The following is a 17,375-nucleotide window of genomic DNA, read 5'->3' as shown; positions in this document are numbered from 1 at the left end:
GTTGTACCACTTTGGGCTCTTACGACTATTTGGTTTAGTTGGATACAGCACTATTCCCAAAAAGCCTTATTCATTTGGGCGATGTGGCTTATCGAAATGCTTTGGGGACATTCCACTTCGCAGGCACCGGTGTTGGAGCAGGCACCGAAACCCAGTTCATCCATCTTTTGGATCATCTTTTCAGTTCTTTCTTTGTTTTCAGGTTGGCCCTGTGGCAATTTGGCGAGGTGTACGATTTTTGCGGCAGTAAACAGGGCCGCTGAGGCATTTTTACAACTGGCGATGCACGCGCCGCAGCCAATGCATGCAGCGGCATCAAATGCCTCTTCGACTTGGTCGGAAGGAATCAGGATGCTATTGGCCTCCGGTGCCTGACCGGTACGAACAGAGATAAATCCCCCCGCCTGGATGATCAAGTCCAATGCGGAGCGGTCTACGCGAAGGTCTTTTTTGATGGGGAAACTGTTTGCTCTAAAAGGCTCAATGTAGATGGTATCCCCGTGGTTAAAGGATCGCATATGAAGGGTGCAGGTAGTCGTATTGGCCAGGGGGCCGTGAGCCCGACCGTTAATAACGATTCCGCATTGCCCGCAGATTCCCTCTCGGCAATCGTGATCAAATGCAATCGGATCGTCCCCTTTCAGTATAAGGGCTTCGTTCAGTTGATCCAGCATTTCCAGGAATGACATATCCGCCGAAATATCGTACACTAGGTAGTCCACGAATCTCCCCTTGACTTTTTGGGATTCTTGCCGCCAAATCTTTAATAGAAAATCCATTACTTATAACTTCTTTCGGTTGGTTTTACAAATTCAAATTCAAGGGGTTCCTTTAAAAGGACAGAGCCCTTTTCGGTATGTTTCCAGCAAGAAATAAAGGCAAAATCGATATCGTTTCTGAGTGCTTCGCCCTCGGCAGTTTGGAATTCTTCGCGAAAATGGGCACCACAGGACTCGTCACGGGTGAGGGCATCTTGGCACATTTGAATGGCAATGTCAAGATAGTCTGCCACGCGGCCTGCCTTTTCCAGTTCATCGTTCATCTCCTGGGGGCTTCCTGGTATTTTCACGTCTTGATAGAATTCTTCGCGCAGATCTTGTATGGAGGATATGGCACGATGGAGGCCTTCTGCCGTTCGGCTTAGTCCACAGCTATCGTAAAGCAAGGTTCCAAGTTGCCTATGGAAATGATCTACGGTTTTTGTTCCGTTCGCTGTGCAAAGGCGCTCCAACAGGGCGGACACTTCCTCTTCTGCCGTTTCAAATGCGGGATGGGAAATATCCGGTCTGTCGGAGGGTTTAACATCCGCTAGGTAATGCGGCAGGGTGTAGGGAATAATGTAGTATCCGTCTACACAGGCTTGAAGCAGAGAATTGGCTCCAAGTCGGTTTGCTCCATGGTCGGCGAAATTAGCCTCTCCGATTGCATAAAGTCCAGGGATTGTCGTACTCAATTCGTAGTCGACCCAGAGGCCTCCCATGGAAAAATGAGCGGCGGGCGAAATGAGCATGGGTTCAGAATAGGCGTTGACCCCGGTGATTTTTTCGTACATGTCAAACAGGTTGCCGTACTTTTTTTTGATGGATTCCATTCCCTGATGCCTGATGGCGTCTTTAAAATCCAAAAATACCGCATTTTTCATGGGACCCACTCCAAAGCCAGCATCTATACGTTCTTTGGCCGCGCGGGAAGATATATCTCTGGGGGCGAGATTGCCGTAAGACGGGTACCGTCGTTCGAGGTAATAGTCCCGTTCATTTTCGGGAATCTCGTTTGCTTTGCGCGCATCACTCTTGGACTTCGGTACCCAAATCCTTCCATCGTTTCTCAATGATTCCGACATAAGGGTAAGCTTGGACTGATGGCTGCCCGATTGCGGCAAGCAGGTGGGGTGAATCTGCGTCCAGCTGGGGCATGCAGTGAGTGCTCCTTTTTTATGTGCCCGCCATATTGCCGATCCGTTGCAGCCCATGGCCAGGGTGGATAAATAAAAAATCTTTCCAAAGCCACCGGTAGCAAGGATTATCGCATCGGCTGCATGCCGTGTAATTTTCCCAGTGTCCATGTTTCGGGCAATTATCCCTTTTGCGTGGCCTGCTATGGTTACCAAGTCCAGCATTTCATGACGGGAATAGCTCTCGACCTTTCCGAGAGAAACCTGTCTCATCAACGCTTGGTACGCCCCGAGCAGCAGTTGCTGGCCCGTCTGTCCCCTGGCGTAGAATGTCCGGCTTACCTGCACACCGCCAAAAGACCGATTGTTGAGGTACCCGCTGTACTCTCTCGCAAAAGGTACGCCTTGCGCTACGGCTTGGTCAATGAGATGGGCGGAGCACTCGGCCAAACGATATACATTTGCTTCCCTCGCCCGGAAATCACCCCCCTTAAGCGTATCATAAAACATGCGATAGACGCTATCCCCGTCGTTCTGATAGTTTTTGGCGGCATTTACCCCACCTTGTGCGGCAACGGAATGGGCTCGTCGGGGAGAATCATGGAAGCAAAACGTACTGACCTGGAACCCCATTTCTGCCAAAGAGGCAGCGGCGGAGGATCCAGCTAGCCCGGTGCCCACCACGATAACCTTGTATTTGGATCGATTGGTAGGACTGACCAAACGGGCATTTTTCTTGAAATTCGACCACTTCTGATCAAGTGCGCCTTCCGGAATCTTCGCATTGAGAACAAAGTTGGTTTCCATCTGGTTTTTTTATTACTTATAGCGGGTTTTTGGAAAGGAATTTATCCAGTTCTGAAATAATTTCAAACGAATATCGGTTTACACCTGTAGAGGTTAACACGTAAGTATACCAAAAAACCACCATTGAATCAACGGACTCTGTCCGTAATTGTTAAAAACCTGTTGGTACGGAGCGTATATGTATCTAAACAGGCGAAAATTTGGTGTAATTGATGAACCTTAATCAAGTATGGAAGGCATATCGCTCGAAAAATACCTCCAAATAGTGGCAGATGCCTATTATGGCTATATGCATTATCTGATCAACGAGATCATGTATCCGTCTTGGAACAATTACTTCTGGTGGCTGGTAGGGTTGTCCTTGGCTGTTTGGGCATTGGAGATTGTGTTTCCTTGGAGAAAAAATCAGGGTGCCATACGGAAAGACTTCTGGCTGGACGTCTTTTACATGTTTTTTAATTTCTTCCTGTTTTCCTTAATCATCTACAATGCGGTTTCAAATGTGGCTGTGGAGGCTTTCAATGACTTTTTGGGTTGGTTTGGTATAGAGAACCTGGTAGCCATAGAGGTAAGCAGTTGGCCAAGATGGGCGCAACTTCTGCTTTTGTTTGTGGTGGCGGATTTCGTTCAGTGGAATGTGCATCGGTTATTGCACCGTGTTCCGACCCTTTGGGAATACCACAAACTCCATCATTCTGTCGAGGAGATGGGGTTTGCCGCACACCTACGGTTTCATTGGATGGAAACTGTCATCTATAAGACCGCACAGTATATCCCCCTTGCGATGATTGGGTTTGGGTTGGATGATTTTTTTCTGGTGCACCTTTTTACGATCGCCATCGGACATTTAAACCATGCCAATCTGCGGATTTCATACGGACCATTGAAGTATGTGTTGAATTCACCGACCATGCATATCTGGCACCATGCAAAGATACTTCCTGAGGGTACGTATGGTGTCAACTTTGGGTTGACGTTGAGTGTATGGGATTACCTCTTTGGTACTGCTTATGTGCCTAGGGAGGGACGTGATGAGCGGTTGGGTTTCGAGGGAATGGAGTCGTTTCCGAATACGCTGTGGGAGCAGTTAACCTACCCTTTTTCCTCCAAAAGGAAGCCTAGGAGGGGCTAGACCTTACCGTTCAAGGCGGGGTACGGCGTTTTATGTGTGATAAAGGTTACTTTTTTTGGTTTCTGCGTAGCGTAATTTTGTATTGTTCATTAAATAATTAGAGCTATGTTTGGTTTATTCGGAAGCAGAACAAAAAATTACAAAGACATACATGCTGAAGCATTTAACAAAGGGATGAAGTCCCCGAACGCCGTTTTGATCGACGTACGTAGCCCGGGCGAGTTTTCAGCCGGGAAAATCGCGGGAGCGAGAAATATCGATTTGTTTTCTCCTACTTTTCAGCAACAGATAGCCAATCTACCAAAGGACAAGGAGTATTATCTGTACTGTCGTAGCGGCAACCGTAGCGGTCAGGCATGCAGCATGATGGCCAATTTGGGTTTTGAAAAGCTGTATAATTTGGAAGGCGGAATCATTAGCTGGCCGTATTAAGGGTTATTTGGAGCGGAATACCTGTGTGACAAAAGTCCTTTGTAGAAGGTTCCGCTCCAATTAAACTTGCCAAACCAAATCAATTGAAAAAAACATCAACGTACCTTATAAGAATTGAAATTATGAAAATAGAACAGATTTATACCGGTTGTTTGGCTCAGGGAGCCTATTACATAGAGTCTGACGGCGAGGCTGCCATCGTGGATCCACTCCGTGAAGTTCAGCCCTACATCGATCGCGCAGCGGAAGCCACTGCCAAAATAAAGTATATTTTCGAAACCCATTTTCATGCTGACTTTGTTTCCGGCCACAAGGATCTGGCAGAAAAAACAGGAGCAAAGATCGTTTTTGGCCCCACATCCATGCCGCTTGGTTTTGATGCGATCATAGGGGAAGATGGTCAGGAGTTTGAGTTGGGCAAAATAAAGATCAAGTTAATCCATACGCCAGGACATACCATGGAAAGCTCCGTGTTTCTCCTGATAGACGAAGAGGGCAATGAGCAGGCACTTTTTACAGGTGACACCTTGTTTATTGGAGATGTGGGCAGACCGGATCTGGCACAGAAAGTTATAGCAGACCTAACACAGGATAAGTTGGCGGGGCATCTATACGACTCGCTTAGAAACAAGATTTTACCACTTCCCGATCACCTGATTGTTTATCCAGCCCATGGTGCGGGAAGTGCCTGTGGCAAGAACATGAGCAAGGAAACGACTGATACGCTAGGTAACCAGAAAAAGACAAACTACGCGCTTCAGAAAATGACCAAAGAAGAGTTTATCAAGGAAGTGACTACAGGCCTTACCCCTCCCCCTGCTTATTTCCCACAGAATGTAATGATGAATATCCAAGGGTATGACAGCATCGACGATGTGTTGGACAGAGGACAACAGGCACTAACCCCTGAGGCTTTTGAAATTGCCGCAAACGAGACGGGTGCTGTGATCTTGGATACAAGAAAGCCAGAAGAATTTGCGCAGGCATTTATTCCTAATTCCATCAATATAGGAATTGATGGTAATTTTGCTCCTTGGGTTGGCACGCTGATTCCCGATGTACGGCAGGAAATATTGGTGGTGGCAGAGGATGGAAGAGAAGAAGAGATCATTACCCGACTTGCCAGGGTTGGGTATGACCACGCATTGGGATACCTAAAAGGAGGAATAGATGCATGGAAAGCAAGCGGGTTCGAAATTGATAGTGTGCCTGCCATCACGGTGGACGAGCTTGCGGATCTGATGGAGAGTGGGGAGATTTCCCTTCTGGATGTGAGAAAGAACAGCGAGCATCAAAGTGAGCATGTACTAGGATCCGAAAATATTCCCCTAGACTACATCAATCAGCATATGGCGGAGGTAAGTAAAGATAAGACCTATTACGTCCACTGTGCAGGTGGTTATAGGTCGATGATCTTCAATTCTATCTTACGTGCCAGAGGATATGAAAACTTGGTGGATGTAAGGGGTGGATTTGATGCCATCAAGGCCTCCGGTAAGTTTAAGGTTAGTGATTATGTATGCCCCACTACGTTGTTGTAGTCAGGCTTAGGTTGATTGGTGATTGTGAAAGTGGCAGAACAATGTATTCTGCCACTTTCATTTCCAGCCGGCCAGATGTGACTAATATCACCTATTTCGGAGGGTAGAACGGTTAATTTTACAATCGTGGGAAGGTATTTAGCATGGTTGATACTCGGTTTGACCCCCTTGGGCTTGGTTGCCCAGGAAGGGCATATCGAATCAGATAGTACAGGCATACATGCATCTCCTACGTTGGGTGAGCGTGTCAAGGCTGGCGAGGTGGAGTTTCATTTGCGGTCGTTCTTTATGGGGACGATCAATAGGGGGGATCTAATCGATTATCATTCCCTCGCTGTGGGGGGTGGAATCGGCTATTTTAGCCCCTCGTTCAAAGGGTTTCAGGTGGGTTTTAGTGGGTTCTTTGTGTTTCAGTTATATGAGCACAATCTTCGAATTCCAGATCCGACTACCGGTAACGTAAACCGCTATGAGATTCTGTTGTATGATATGAATGATTTGGAAAATACCCGGGATTTGGATCGTTTGGAGCATCTTTATCTGTCATATGAGAGAAATGGATTTCAGGCCGTACTGGGTAGGCAAAAGGTAAATACCCCTTTTCTGAATGAGCAGGATAACCGTATGAGGCCAAATATTTTCAATGGAATGTCCGTGTCCCGTCGGTCCAGTAATTGGCAGGGAAGCCTAAGCTGGTTCGATCATGTTACCATGCGTGGAACGGTTGATTGGTATTCGGTAGAGGAGTCTTTTGGTGTTTACCCTTTTGGCCGGAATGTTTTCGGTACCAGTTCAGGTTATAAGGGGAATGTGAGCAGTAAAGGAATTGGTGTAGGGAATGTTTCCTACTCCGGTAATAACGGAGAAAAATTCCAATATTGGTCTTATCTGGCTGACAACGTGTTTCAAATGCAGTTTGCCCAATTGGAAAAAAAATCAGTGGTTGGAGGGTTTGAGTTGACCGCCGGGCTACAGGGTTTTTACCAATCTGCCATCAATGACGGTGGAAATCCTGACCCCGAAAAGGCCTACATCATGAAAGGTGAAAAATCCATGGGATATGGCGCAAAGGTAGGTTCAAAGGTAGGAAAGCATGAATTCTCCCTCAATGCCCTTTCCATCACACGAGATGGACGGTTTTTGTTTCCAAGGGAGTGGGGGAGGGAAACCTTCTTTGCAAGTCTACCGAGGGAGCGTTTTGAGGGCAATGGTGGAGTCCGCGCCATCTCACTGAAATACGAATACAGGTTTGACAGAAAAACCAATGGGTTGCTCGGTGCCAGTAGCGTGGACCACCCCGATGTAAATAACTTCTCGCTGAATAAATACGGCGTGCCCTCGTACTACCATTTCGTTGGCTCCCTAGATCATCGTTTGGATGGATACTTGGAGGGTTTGAATATTAAAGTACTGGTTGTAAATAAAGCAGCTAAAAATCCGGATGAAATCCCAGATCAGAACAGGATCAACCGGGTAGATATGTGGAATTTCAATGTAGTTATGGATTACAGGTTTTAGAAAAAAACAAACAAGAATAGAAAAATGGAACAATTTATTGAATGGATTAGCCAACCTTGGCCTTGGTATGTAGCCGGGCCACTCATCGGGCTTACTGTGCCCGTATTATTGATCATCGGAAACAAATCTTTCGGAATATCCTCTTCCCTGAGGCATATCTGTGCGGCTTGTGTTCCGGCCAACATCCCGTTCTTTACCTATGATTGGAAGAAAGAAATGTGGAACCTGATGTTTGTGTTGGGGGTATTGATAGGGGGCTTCCTGGCGGGTACCTTCCTGTCAAATCCCGAAACGATCGTGGTAGCAGAGAGTACACAGCAAGATTTGGCAGCCTTGGGGATAACCGATTTTAGGTCGTTGCTTCCGGCAGATATTTTCACTTGGGCCAACCTGTTTACATTGAAGGGCTTGTTTTTCTTTGTGATAGGGGGCTTCTTGGTGGGTTTTGGAACCCGCTATGCCGGAGGGTGTACTTCAGGCCATGCTATCATGGGTATCAGTAGCCTGCAGTGGCCGTCTTTGGTGGCGACCATCTTCTTTATGCTGGGAGGCTTCTTTATGACGCACTTATTGTTGCCCCACATCATGGCCTTCGCAGGTTTTTAATTTAAAAAAAACAAATGATTGAGATCGGATTTGTAAGTCCAATCCTTTAGATCAACGAGTTCGTAAGCGAGTGAATGGTTCACGGAAATACGCTTATTGGGCAAAGGTTGTTCCTGGCTGGATCAAATTCCGATCTTTTAAAGACAAGGAAAAGTATATGACAGTAAAGGAAAAAAATATTCGGCAGGCGGGTAGTCCCGTGGAATGTGAAGCACCTAACATGCGACAGCAATCATCAAGGGATGGGCTTCTCAAGTATTTGATCGTGGGGATCATTTTCGGGATCGTGTTTGTGAAGGCAGAGATTGTATCCTGGTTCAGGATTCAGGAGATGTTCCGGTTTCAATCGCTATTCATGTATCTGGTGATTGGTTCTGCTATTGCGGTAGGGGTCATTGCTGTCCAGTTGATTAAGCGTTTCAATGTTAAAACCCTGACCGGCGAGCCGATCAAAATAGCAACAAAGGAATTCCGTAAAGGCCAAATCATTGGTGGATTCATTTTCGGACTTGGCTGGGCAATCACCGGGGCATGTCCAGGCCCACTTTTTGCCCAGATTGGGACGGGATTTACTGTGGTATTCGTGACGCTGCTAAGTGCCATCGGAGGCACCTGGCTATACGGACGGTTTGCTGATAAATTACCCAATTAAGGTTTGTTGAGTTTAGTGTTGAGAAAAGAGGCTGATTCCGGTGGAGTCAGCCTCTTTCATTTTTTTGTGCACTCTAGTACGACGGGAGCTTGACTTTGGTTATTGCCGCACAAATCACTACTCCATGTCGTCTACGAGCTCTCTTAAGTCTACAGGCACCACCCGTGAAACCCCCGCCTCTATCATGGTGATTCCATAGATGATGTCGGTGCTGGCCATCGTCCTTTTGTTGTGGGTTACGATGATAAACTGGGACTCATTCGAAAAAGTCTGGATAATTTGATTGAACTTGTCAATATTGGCATCATCCAGTGGCGCATCTACTTCATCAAAAATACAAAATGGGGCAGGTTTTAGCAGGTAGATGGAAAACAGCAACGAGGTGGCGGTTAGCGTTTTTTCGCCTCCCGAGAGCTGATTGATGGATAGGGGTCTCTTTCCCTTTGGCTTTGCGATGATCTCAATGGAGCTTTCCAGCGGATTGTCAGGATCGAGCAACTTCAAGTCACAATCATCCTCTGCCGTGAAAAGGGATCGAAAGACTTTTACGAAATTATCCTTGATTTTACCAAACGCATCTAAAAAGGTTACACGCGCCACTTCATCGATTTCCTGGATGGTTTCCAGGAGGGAGTTTTTGGCTTTGATAAGGTCATCCCGTTGACTGATGATGAAAGAGTGCCTCTCCTTTATTTCATCGTAGGCCTCCATGGCCATTGGGTTGATGGGTCCAATTTTTTCGAGGCGTTCTTTGGCTTTTTTTACTTCCTCCCTAATGGACTCCTCCGGTCTATCCCGATATTCGGGAGCTACTTCAGGATCTTCTTCCATCAGTCGCTCCAGATCCAGCTCAAACTCAATATTTAATCGCTCCTGCAAGCCGGTCAGCTTTAACTTCACCTCGTTGGATGCCTGCTGAAGATCCATAATTACGGTATCTATGCCCTGCAACTGCCGCTGATGTTCCCGAATGCTGCGGTCTGTATCATCTATCTGCCCCCGGTGGGCGTAATAGTCTTTTTCTGCCTCGGTTACACCTCCTTCAATACGGTCTTTTTCGCTGTACAGCTCGATCAACTCATCGTCCTGTAACTCGTTGTTTTCAATGAGGTTCCGTATCTCATGGTCTATTTGGGAAAGCTCCTGTTGACCCTTTCCTATTCGCTCCACGCTGCTGTCAAACGTACTTTGTTTGAATGAAAGCTCCTGTTCCAGTGTATTGGCACGGTTCATTTGCTGGTGGAAAAGGATGTTCTCCTCGTTGTATCGCTGGGAATGATGCCCCACTTCCTCCGTGGAGAGTTCAAGTGTTTCGTTGATTTCCGCCAATTCAATTTCCCATTCCGAAAATGACCGCCGTTCTTCTTCGAGGGCGGGATTTATCTCCAGCAATTCTTCCCCTAGTTGCTCGATCCGCGCCATAATGTCCTCCCGCTTGGTAGCATTGGACGACAGCATTTCCCCCAATTGCTCTTTTTTGGTCTTTACAGAAATATATTCTTGGTTTATTTCATTGATTTCTTGCTGCAGCGTTTCTATTCGGCTTCGATAGCTTATTTCTTTCAGTTTTAAAACCTCGCTTAGTTTGTGGTCTAGGTTGGCGCGAATGCCAGATATCCTCCTGTTCAGGTCTTTGATATCCTTTTCCAATTTCTCCAAGTTCTTGGCACGTCCGATTCGCTTACCTTCAAACAGGCCCACGGAACCTCCGGAGATGCTGAATTTTCGTTTGATGTACTTGGCATTTTCCGCTATGAAAATCGATTCTTCGGTTGTTGGGATGTCCTGAATCCCACCTTGAAGGATATAGACGTCGTCCAAAATGAAGGCAATCAGCTTGCCATATTTTTGGTCGTATTCGATTATTTCCGTTGCGGGGATCGTGTTGGGGTAGATCCTGCTTTGTGTGGCTTTAAACCGGTTGAATTGCTCCAGGACAAAAAAGTTTGCCTTTCCTTTGGCGGCGTCGCTCAGCAGGTTAATGGCAGCGACCGCTTCTTGATAGGTATCCACTACATAATAGTTCATGTAGTTTTCCAGGTAATTTTCTATGGTAACCCGGTAGCGCTCTTCCGTGGTTAGGATATCCGAAAGCAGGGGAATGTTCTTGCCCCAGCTGGAATTCTTTTTGAGGAATTTGATGGCTTCGGGAAAGCCCTCTAAATTTTCAACCAATGACTTGGTAAGGTTGTATTCGTTTTGCTTGGCATCGAGCTTCCTGCTTAGCTGTGTCAGTTCTTCTCGAATGATTTCCACGGTGTGGTTTTCTTCTTCGAGTTTTTGGAGGTGCTTCTCCTCTTCGGATTTTAACTGGCTGAGACTGCCGAGTTTTGCGTCAAGTTCCTCCTTGACCTGGAGAAGTCGATATTCAAATTCAGACAGGGTTTCCTCTTGGTTGTAGTCATCCGATGTCGTCTTTTCAAGTTCCTGTTTGAAGGTAGACAGCTGTATTTGCTTGATTTCCTGGGATTTTGTTAGTTGGTATATTTTCTCTTTTCGGATCAATACCTGACTGTTGAGGTGTTTTTGCTTTTCTTGGATGGCGGTTAGCTGTCTTTTCTTTTCCTCATAGATCTCTCGTAGACCAGCCACTTGCACTTTCCGTTCTGCCAGTAGTTTATCGGCGGCGGATTTTTCATGTTCCAGTGATTGGATTGCGAAGGCCGCACGTTCGTTACTTTTCTTATCCTGCGAGATTTGTTCCCTGAGCGCATTTGCCCGATTCTCCAGAAATCGAAGTCGCTCATTCTTGATCTTTTTCTCGCTTTCGAACTGTCGTATCTTATTAACCTGATCGTTGAGCGCGCGTTGGCGGGAAGCTAAGGTTTTTTCACGCCCGATCAATGAAGCCTTTTGAGCTTCCAGTGAGGCCTCTTTTTCGGAAAGTAGGGTTTGCAGGCTTAGCTTTCGGTCGTTCTCTTTTTGAAGGAGGGTGTGGATATTTAAAAGGTTTTCGCGGTGGAGCACCACACTTTTCTTTGCCAATGCGATGCTGGCACTTTTGTATTCCTTTTTGATTTCAAAGTACCTAGCCGTTTGTTTTGCCTGTTTTTCGAGGGATTTCAGGTTTTTGTCGATTTCGTACAGCAGGTCCTCTACGCGCGCGAGGTCGGCATCTGTGCCCTCCAGTTTTCGTAATGTCTCCTTTTTTCTGGTTTTGAATTTGGAGATCCCGGCTGCCTCTTCGAATAACTCCCTCCGCGAGTTGTTCTTGTCGTTTAGGAGTTCGTCGATCATTTTCAATTCGATGATCGCGTAGCTGTTCGAATTGATTCCGGTATCCATGAAAAGATTGGTGATGTCTTTTAGACGGCAGGCGATGCCGTTTAAGAGATATTCGCTTTCTCCTGAACGGTAATACCTTCGGGTGATGGTGACCTGCGTGTATTCGGTAGGGAGGAGGTTTTTGGTATTTTCGAACGTGAGGGAAACCTCTGCCATGTGGAGTGGCTTACGGCTTTTGGTGCCATTAAAGATCACGTTCTCCATCTTATCCGACCGCAGCATACGGGTTTTTTGTTCCCCGAGTACCCAACGGATTGCATCAACCACATTGGATTTTCCGCAGCCATTAGGGCCTACAATTCCTGTGATTCCCTTGTCGAAATGGATGACTACCCTGTCGCCAAAGCTTTTGAATCCCCGAACCTCTAACTTTGAAAGCTGCATGAAAACTATCGTTGATCAGGACAAAAATAAGCAGTTCAGCCAGATTATCAATAAAGGTTTTACATTGGCCTGGTTTTGGTTTTTTCGGAATACCATCCATTTTTCCCTGATTCAGGATCTGACCTTTTAGGGTGTTGATAAATTGTTCCCAGTTCTTTGCTTTTGGAGGAACCAGTCCTGCTTTGATCAGTCAGAAAGAAGATACCTTCAGCAGGTTCAAGCATTTACCAACAGATATTGGTTTAGTAAGATGATTTTTGTCAGGTTATACCGAAATAGTGCCGTTAATCTACACAAAAATACTTTTTATACGTTATATTTAGTATATAAAATAAGATATCGGGTAGGGTTGTTATAAATGCAGGAAAAAATGAGACAATATGATAATCAATCTATGGTTTGGGTGAACAAGGCGATACCAAGTATCCCCATCAAAACCCACTTCGGAAATACGTTTCTGAATAAATTATTCACAAACCAGTGGTTGCTCATTTACAGCAATCCCTTTGATCTGATTCCGAAGAATGCTGGCGAGAAAATACATCTCGAAGATTTTCTGGCGAGTTTGCGTAAAATGAACTGTCAGATGGTTGGGTTCAGTAATCGAACCTTTGAGGAGCACTTGGAGTGTACAAATTGGATCAATTCCTACCTCTCGGACGAGGATTTGTTTCCTGTGTTTTTTCAGAGCGAGAATTTAATGGCCTCGTTGGAAAAGGAAACCGTAGAGCAGGGTGGCAAAAAAGCATTGAATCCAATTTACTTGGTAGATGGCTCCGGTATAGCAAAAATCAGGTTTGATAGCCGTTCGAAGGAAAGTGATCATTTCCGTAAGCTCCTGAGCAAAGTTGGGGAGCTGGTCTTAAATGGTCAACTCAGCCACAAAAATGCTTTTCAGAGTTAATGACCAGCTGTTGACCTGATCGAGGCTGGTTGCCTGCGCCCAGAGTGTTCGACGAACAAGTCGGCACCCTTTTCAATAAGAAGGGTGCCGACTTGTTTTTTGGCATGTATATGGTCGAAATTTCTGACCCTATCACCGGTTTAGTCTGGCTTCGTGACGATCAGGTTGTTATCGAACAAATAGAGTACCTCGCGTAGGGTTTCCGTAGCCAAGGGCTTTTCAATATAGCCAATTACCTCTTTGTATTTTTTGGAACGGTCTTTATCTATCTGCGAGGTGGAAGAAGTGACGATGACCACCAACGTTTTTTCTTTATATGGTTTTCCGGTTAAAAGATCCAAAAAATCCCAACCAGTCATAACTGGCATATTTAGATCCAATAATACGAGGACCTGGTCGGTATCATCACTTAGATCTTCAAGTTTATCTATTGCCTCTTTGCCATTTTCGGCAACGTGGAAATCACCGGGTATTAGGGTTTCTTTAGCCCTTCGCATAATGTAATGCAGGGCGAGTTTGTCGTCGTCTACGATCAAAGTTGAAAAGGTACTCTTCATAATGTGGATGGGTTTGAATCATAAAGTAAGAGATGCTCACATCTATTTACGTTATGATCCCGTTGTAATTGAAACACAAAATAAGGACTTATCCGTGTAAATAAACTTTTTTTTATCTTTTTTTAGCTCATTTCTTACTTTGTGTTTTTGGTGGACATCCTTGATTTCTGATTTACGTACATTTTAAGTAAATTCAAGCCATGGATTCAGGTACTATATTCTACATCATCGCGGTTGTTATCTATTTTATTTATTCTGCATTGCAGCAAAAGAAAAACCAACCCAAAGAAGGGGATATTCCGGATGGTTCGCAATCCGGGGATCCTACTGATTTGCCTCAAAAAGGGACTTTTGAGGATCTGCTGCGGGAAATCCGAAAAGGGCAGGCCCGCCATGAGGAGGATGCTCCCAAACCGGTAGAAAGAAGAGAAAAGCCTGCCCCCGTAGAGGTTCCGTCCTACAGGGAGGTTTCTATTCCCAAAGAAAAGACGACAACCTACCCAAGTACAGGTGGCTTGGCGGAGAAGTACGGGAAGTACCAAAGTAAGCAACCACTTGTTAAACTGGATGATGTGGTGGATATTCATGATGACCGCAAAATCCTTGGAGAGGTGGAAGGGACAACCAAAACCACCCGCCAAAATCCGTATGCCAAACTGCTCAAGGACCCGAAAAGCCTTAGGGAGGCTGTAGTGGTCGCCGAAATATTAAACCGAAAGCATTTTTAAAAAGGCCTATAATTTTTGTTTGTTGATCTATTTACAGGTTTCGCAGAAAATCAATCAATCAGAAAGTTGTTAAAAAAGGTGTTCTTTAACAGAATCCAGATAAAGAAAAAGAATACCCCCCACATAAGGTAGACCCTATAAAAGTCAATGGTTTCTTTGTAGCGGGATTCTGTAATTTCCGCTTTTTCCAATTCGTCGATTTCGTCGAAAATCCTGTCGAGGGCATCTCCGTCGGAAGCGCGGTAGAATTTGCCTTTTCCAATGCGGGCGATATCCCGAAGGGTAGTTTCATTTAAGTAACTTTCCACCATTTGTGGCCGACCGAAAAAGTCGGTTCCATAAGGTACCATGCCATCTTTTCCTACCGCAATGGTGTAGATTTTAATATCCAATGCTTCGGCCAGTTGTGCGGCGAAGATTGGATCCACATTTCCCGCGTTGTTATCTCCGTCACTCAATAATACCATTACTTTTGAATTGGCCTCCGATTCCCTCATGCGGTTGGTGGCCACCGCAAGCGCGCTTCCGATTGCAGTCCCTTTGGCGTCCATCATATTAAAGGCGATCTCTTGAATCAAATCTTTTAGTAGATCATAGTCGGTGGTAAGAGGAGCAAGGGAAAAAGCCTCGCCGGAAAATATAACTACCCCGATACGGTCGCCAAAACGACCCTCGATAAACTCAATGGCCGTTTCTTTTGCCGCCTCCAGCCGATTTGGAGTAAAATCCTGAAGATCCATTGACTCGGATATGTCCAAGACAAGCATAATATCGATTCCTTCCGTATACTGCTCTACCTTCTCATTTGTACGTTGGGGCCTTGCCAATGATACAATGACCATCCACATGCACAACGTAAAAAATGCCATAGGTACCAGTCTGAGGTAAGTCCAGGGATTATTGCGAGGAGCCATTTTTGGAATCGACAACTCAAGGCGGGGATTTTTTAGAATTTTGGTGAACTTACGAACCAACAGAATCAATGGAATAACCCAGAGAAGGTGCAATGCCCACAAATTTTCCCACTCGTAGGACCGGAAGGTTTCCGGGGTAAACCATGTCCACGAGAGGTAGCTGCTCAAATCATTCATGGTTGTGGAGATTTTTTATTTTAGCACTAAAGACGTCCTCAGATAGCAAAGAAAGTCTATCGCAGGACTCCTTGATTCGGTCTGTTACCCGGTTTGCATAGATTACCATCTCGATTTCCCGTAGATCGTTTACCAAAGTGGGCTGGTTTAGGCTGTCTGCTATTTCTGTGGCTGTCCATTCCCTGAAAGGTTTTCCGGTTAGTGATTCCATATAGCCTCTCCATAACCCCAACAGTTCATCGGCTGCCTGAAGGTTCTTATCAGCGAAAAACACCTGCTGCGCGGTTTCCCAACGGGTGAGAAACCTTTTTCTACGTTTTCTTTCCCTGTAAACAAGCCATTCATTTTTGATGCGTTCGCCAAAAAAGTAGTACCCCGCCAGCAAAAGTACTCCAAAGAGAACAGCAATTAGAATCAGAAATGGATAATCAAGGGCTCCCCGCATCGATTGGTAGGCATTGGTTTCCTGGAAAGCCAACACATCGGGTAGCTCATCAATGACCAGATGCAGGAAGAGTTCTGCATCCTGCGGGCGATGGATGATGCTGTCGTATCGTAAAATTTCGAATACAGGTAAATGATATCGTTTGACAGGCTCCAGTGAAAAATTGGAAAGGTAATAGATAGCACTATCCTGCGTGACCGAATCTTTGGTAAACGAACGGAACGTTTGTTTTTCGAGAAACTCCATACTGCCAAAACTATACAGGGAGTCTGGAAAAAGGATATCGACGCCGAGGGAATACTCCGCTTTTAACACATAGGCTACCCGTTCTCCAAGCTTGGCCGAGTCCTGCATAAAATAGCCATGTACCTTTACCTCTTGAGCTGGTAGCAGAGATGGAGTGAGGATCAAAAATAAGAAAAGGATTAAATAGCAGGTTCTAGCCACGCTTCATGCTTCGGTTTCTGATTTTGAATAGTTCCATCAAAGGTAAGACAATGTCCTGCCTCGTGTCAATCTGTAGGTAGTTGATTTGATTTTTTTTGCAGAGATCCCGCAGAGTTTCCCTGTCCTGATGGAAGGATTGGTAAATCTTTTTTGCAAATCCGCCAAAGGCCGTGTTCACCCAGGTTGTCTTGCCGAGTTCTTTGTCGTAGACTGGAATGATTCCCAAGGAAGGTAAGGCAGATTCCAATGGATCTGTGACCTGTATGACGATCACGTCGTGTTTGTTGGCAAGGGATTTCAACGGTTGCTCATAACCCTCGTCAATAAAATCCGAGATGATGATGAGTATGCTCCTTTTTTTTATCAGGTTAAGACAAAAGGAAAACATGGCCCGAAGATCGGTTTTCAACGACCGGTTGGTGTGTTTGAATATTCCTTGGATCACTTTTACGGCCTGCCTTGGCCCCTTGCCGGGGACGATGATTTTTTCCTTTTGGTCTGAATAACTGATCAGGCCTACTTGACTTCCTTCATGTACTGCTGCCAGTGCCAATACGCCGGCGATTTCCCTGCTCGTGTCTATTTTTTTATGCTGTTTGCTGCCAATGTCTTGGGATCCACTGATATCCAACAGAAAGTACACCGACTGATCTTTGTCTTCCTTGAAGGTCTTCACGAAGGTGCCGTGCCCCTTTGCGGAAACCTTCCATTCTACCGTCCGAATATCGTCGCCATATTGATAAGGCCGCAAATCGTCGAATTCCAGGCCTGCTCCTTTGAAAATGGATTGGTAATCTCCTTGAAGATGGTTGTTGGCAATCTTCCGGAGCATAATCTCATATCTTCGGAGTTTTTTGATCAGTTGGTTCATGCGAGCTATCAATGAGGGGCTAAGTTAAGAGACTAGGCCGAATAATAAAACGACTAGTTGGATACATATTGTCAAAATTGT

The 17,375-nt window shown here is 45.6% G+C and carries 16 protein-coding genes; 9 read left to right on the top strand and 7 right to left on the bottom strand.

Annotated elements, in window-relative coordinates:
• Nucleotides 1-50 precede the first annotated feature (50 nt).
• Entirely contained in the window at nt 51-779 is a 729-nt protein-coding gene (locus ADIS_RS15350; RefSeq protein WP_010855531.1) for a succinate dehydrogenase/fumarate reductase iron-sulfur subunit, read from the bottom strand.
• Complete coding sequence (locus ADIS_RS15345; RefSeq protein WP_010855530.1) at nt 779-2,701, bottom strand: fumarate reductase/succinate dehydrogenase flavoprotein subunit; 1,923 nt, start codon at nt 2,699-2,701, stop codon at nt 779-781. Before ADIS_RS15345 ends, ADIS_RS15350 begins: the two co-directional genes overlap by 1 nt.
• A 229-nt stretch (nt 2,702-2,930) precedes the next feature.
• Between ADIS_RS15345 and ADIS_RS15340 the strand changes: the two genes are divergently transcribed.
• The 6 genes from ADIS_RS15340 (at nt 2,931) to ADIS_RS15315 (ending at nt 8,582) form a co-directional block, all read left to right on the top strand.
• Entirely contained in the window at nt 2,931-3,833 is a 903-nt protein-coding gene (locus ADIS_RS15340) for a sterol desaturase family protein (protein WP_010855529.1), read from the top strand.
• 105 nt (nt 3,834-3,938) lie between these two features.
• The gene (locus tag ADIS_RS15335) at nt 3,939-4,265 is read left to right on the top strand and encodes a rhodanese-like domain-containing protein (RefSeq protein ID WP_010855528.1); all 327 of its coding nucleotides are present in this window, start codon (nt 3,939-3,941) and stop codon (nt 4,263-4,265) included.
• A gap of 122 nt (nt 4,266-4,387) precedes the next feature.
• Complete coding sequence (locus ADIS_RS15330; protein ID WP_010855527.1) at nt 4,388-5,806, top strand: MBL fold metallo-hydrolase; 1,419 nt, start codon at nt 4,388-4,390, stop codon at nt 5,804-5,806.
• 126 nt (nt 5,807-5,932) lie between these two features.
• Complete coding sequence (locus ADIS_RS15325; RefSeq protein ID WP_238325446.1) at nt 5,933-7,324, top strand: OprD family outer membrane porin; 1,392 nt, start codon at nt 5,933-5,935, stop codon at nt 7,322-7,324.
• A gap of 24 nt (nt 7,325-7,348) precedes the next feature.
• Nucleotides 7,349-7,930 carry a YeeE/YedE family protein gene (locus ADIS_RS15320; protein ID WP_010855525.1) on the top strand — a complete coding sequence of 194 codons (582 nt, stop codon included), beginning with the start codon at nt 7,349-7,351 and terminating at the stop codon, nt 7,928-7,930.
• 157 nt (nt 7,931-8,087) lie between these two features.
• Nucleotides 8,088-8,582, top strand: a complete 495-nt coding sequence (locus ADIS_RS15315; protein ID WP_035806381.1) for a DUF6691 family protein — start codon at nt 8,088-8,090, stop codon at nt 8,580-8,582.
• 117 nt (nt 8,583-8,699) lie between these two features.
• On the opposite strand, the gene smc is transcribed toward ADIS_RS15315, so the two are convergent.
• On the bottom strand, nt 8,700-12,251 hold the full coding sequence (gene smc / locus ADIS_RS15310) for a chromosome segregation protein SMC (RefSeq protein ID WP_010855523.1): 3,552 nt from the start codon (nt 12,249-12,251) through the stop codon (nt 8,700-8,702).
• Between smc and ADIS_RS23580 the strand changes: the two genes are divergently transcribed.
• Together ADIS_RS23580 and ADIS_RS15305 are read left to right on the top strand one after the other, a co-directional pair.
• Nucleotides 12,250-12,381: a hypothetical protein gene (locus ADIS_RS23580; protein WP_010855522.1), complete on the top strand. Its 132-nt coding sequence runs from the start codon at nt 12,250-12,252 to the stop codon at nt 12,379-12,381. The genes smc and ADIS_RS23580 overlap by 2 nt on opposite strands.
• 240 nt (nt 12,382-12,621) lie before the next feature.
• Complete coding sequence (locus tag ADIS_RS15305) at nt 12,622-13,155, top strand: hypothetical protein (RefSeq protein ID WP_155907521.1); 534 nt, start codon at nt 12,622-12,624, stop codon at nt 13,153-13,155.
• A 140-nt stretch (nt 13,156-13,295) separates the two neighbouring features.
• Here the strand turns inward: ADIS_RS15305 and ADIS_RS15300 are convergent, their stop codons facing one another.
• Nucleotides 13,296-13,712 (bottom strand): response regulator, encoded by a 417-nt coding sequence (locus ADIS_RS15300; RefSeq protein WP_010855519.1) that lies wholly within the window; start codon nt 13,710-13,712, stop codon nt 13,296-13,298.
• Between the two features lie 200 nt (nt 13,713-13,912).
• Between ADIS_RS15300 and ADIS_RS15295 the strand changes: the two genes are divergently transcribed.
• On the top strand, nt 13,913-14,440 hold the full coding sequence (locus tag ADIS_RS15295; protein WP_010855518.1) for a hypothetical protein: 528 nt from the start codon (nt 13,913-13,915) through the stop codon (nt 14,438-14,440).
• 50 nt (nt 14,441-14,490) lie between these two features.
• Here ADIS_RS15295 and ADIS_RS15290 read toward each other — a convergent pair whose 3' ends face one another.
• The 3 genes from ADIS_RS15290 to ADIS_RS15280 are packed head-to-tail and all read right to left on the bottom strand — an operon-like array spanning nt 14,491 to nt 17,294.
• The gene (locus ADIS_RS15290) at nt 14,491-15,531 is read right to left on the bottom strand and encodes a vWA domain-containing protein (protein ID WP_010855517.1); all 1,041 of its coding nucleotides are present in this window, start codon (nt 15,529-15,531) and stop codon (nt 14,491-14,493) included.
• Entirely contained in the window at nt 15,524-16,423 is a 900-nt protein-coding gene (locus ADIS_RS15285; RefSeq protein WP_035806278.1) for a hypothetical protein, read from the bottom strand. The genes ADIS_RS15290 and ADIS_RS15285 overlap by 8 nt, the downstream gene beginning before the upstream one ends.
• Nucleotides 16,416-17,294 carry a DUF58 domain-containing protein gene (locus ADIS_RS15280; RefSeq protein WP_010855515.1) on the bottom strand — a complete coding sequence of 293 codons (879 nt, stop codon included), beginning with the start codon at nt 17,292-17,294 and terminating at the stop codon, nt 16,416-16,418. The genes ADIS_RS15285 and ADIS_RS15280 overlap by 8 nt, the downstream gene beginning before the upstream one ends.
• Nucleotides 17,295-17,375 lie beyond the last annotated feature (81 nt).

The sequence above is a fragment of the Lunatimonas lonarensis genome, assembly GCF_000390185.1.
In the GTDB taxonomy this organism is placed as follows: domain Bacteria; phylum Bacteroidota; class Bacteroidia; order Cytophagales; family Cyclobacteriaceae; genus Lunatimonas; species Lunatimonas lonarensis.
This window is presented reverse-complemented; position numbering and strand designations above follow the sequence as displayed.

What these genes read in the sequence shown, in the direction of transcription:
- ADIS_RS15350 (WP_010855531.1), bottom strand. Translation starts at nt 779, where the DNA reads ATGGATTTTCTATTAAAGATTTGGCGGCAAGAATCCCAAAAAGTCAAG.
- ADIS_RS15345 (WP_010855530.1), bottom strand. Translation starts at nt 2,701, where the DNA reads ATGGAAACCAACTTTGTTCTCAATGCGAAGATTCCGGAAGGCGCACTT.
- ADIS_RS15340 (WP_010855529.1), top strand. Translation starts at nt 2,931, where the DNA reads ATGGAAGGCATATCGCTCGAAAAATACCTCCAAATAGTGGCAGATGCC.
- ADIS_RS15335 (WP_010855528.1), top strand. Translation starts at nt 3,939, where the DNA reads ATGTTTGGTTTATTCGGAAGCAGAACAAAAAATTACAAAGACATACAT.
- ADIS_RS15330 (WP_010855527.1), top strand. Translation starts at nt 4,388, where the DNA reads ATGAAAATAGAACAGATTTATACCGGTTGTTTGGCTCAGGGAGCCTAT.
- ADIS_RS15320 (WP_010855525.1), top strand. Translation starts at nt 7,349, where the DNA reads ATGGAACAATTTATTGAATGGATTAGCCAACCTTGGCCTTGGTATGTA.
- ADIS_RS15315 (WP_035806381.1), top strand. Translation starts at nt 8,088, where the DNA reads ATGACAGTAAAGGAAAAAAATATTCGGCAGGCGGGTAGTCCCGTGGAA.
- ADIS_RS23580 (WP_010855522.1), top strand. Translation starts at nt 12,250, where the DNA reads ATGAAAACTATCGTTGATCAGGACAAAAATAAGCAGTTCAGCCAGATT.
- smc (WP_010855523.1), bottom strand. Translation starts at nt 12,251, where the DNA reads ATGCAGCTTTCAAAGTTAGAGGTTCGGGGATTCAAAAGCTTTGGCGAC.
- ADIS_RS15305 (WP_155907521.1), top strand. Translation starts at nt 12,622, where the DNA reads ATGAGACAATATGATAATCAATCTATGGTTTGGGTGAACAAGGCGATA.
- ADIS_RS15300 (WP_010855519.1), bottom strand. Translation starts at nt 13,712, where the DNA reads ATGAAGAGTACCTTTTCAACTTTGATCGTAGACGACGACAAACTCGCC.
- ADIS_RS15295 (WP_010855518.1), top strand. Translation starts at nt 13,913, where the DNA reads ATGGATTCAGGTACTATATTCTACATCATCGCGGTTGTTATCTATTTT.
- ADIS_RS15290 (WP_010855517.1), bottom strand. Translation starts at nt 15,531, where the DNA reads ATGAATGATTTGAGCAGCTACCTCTCGTGGACATGGTTTACCCCGGAA.
- ADIS_RS15280 (WP_010855515.1), bottom strand. Translation starts at nt 17,294, where the DNA reads ATGAACCAACTGATCAAAAAACTCCGAAGATATGAGATTATGCTCCGG.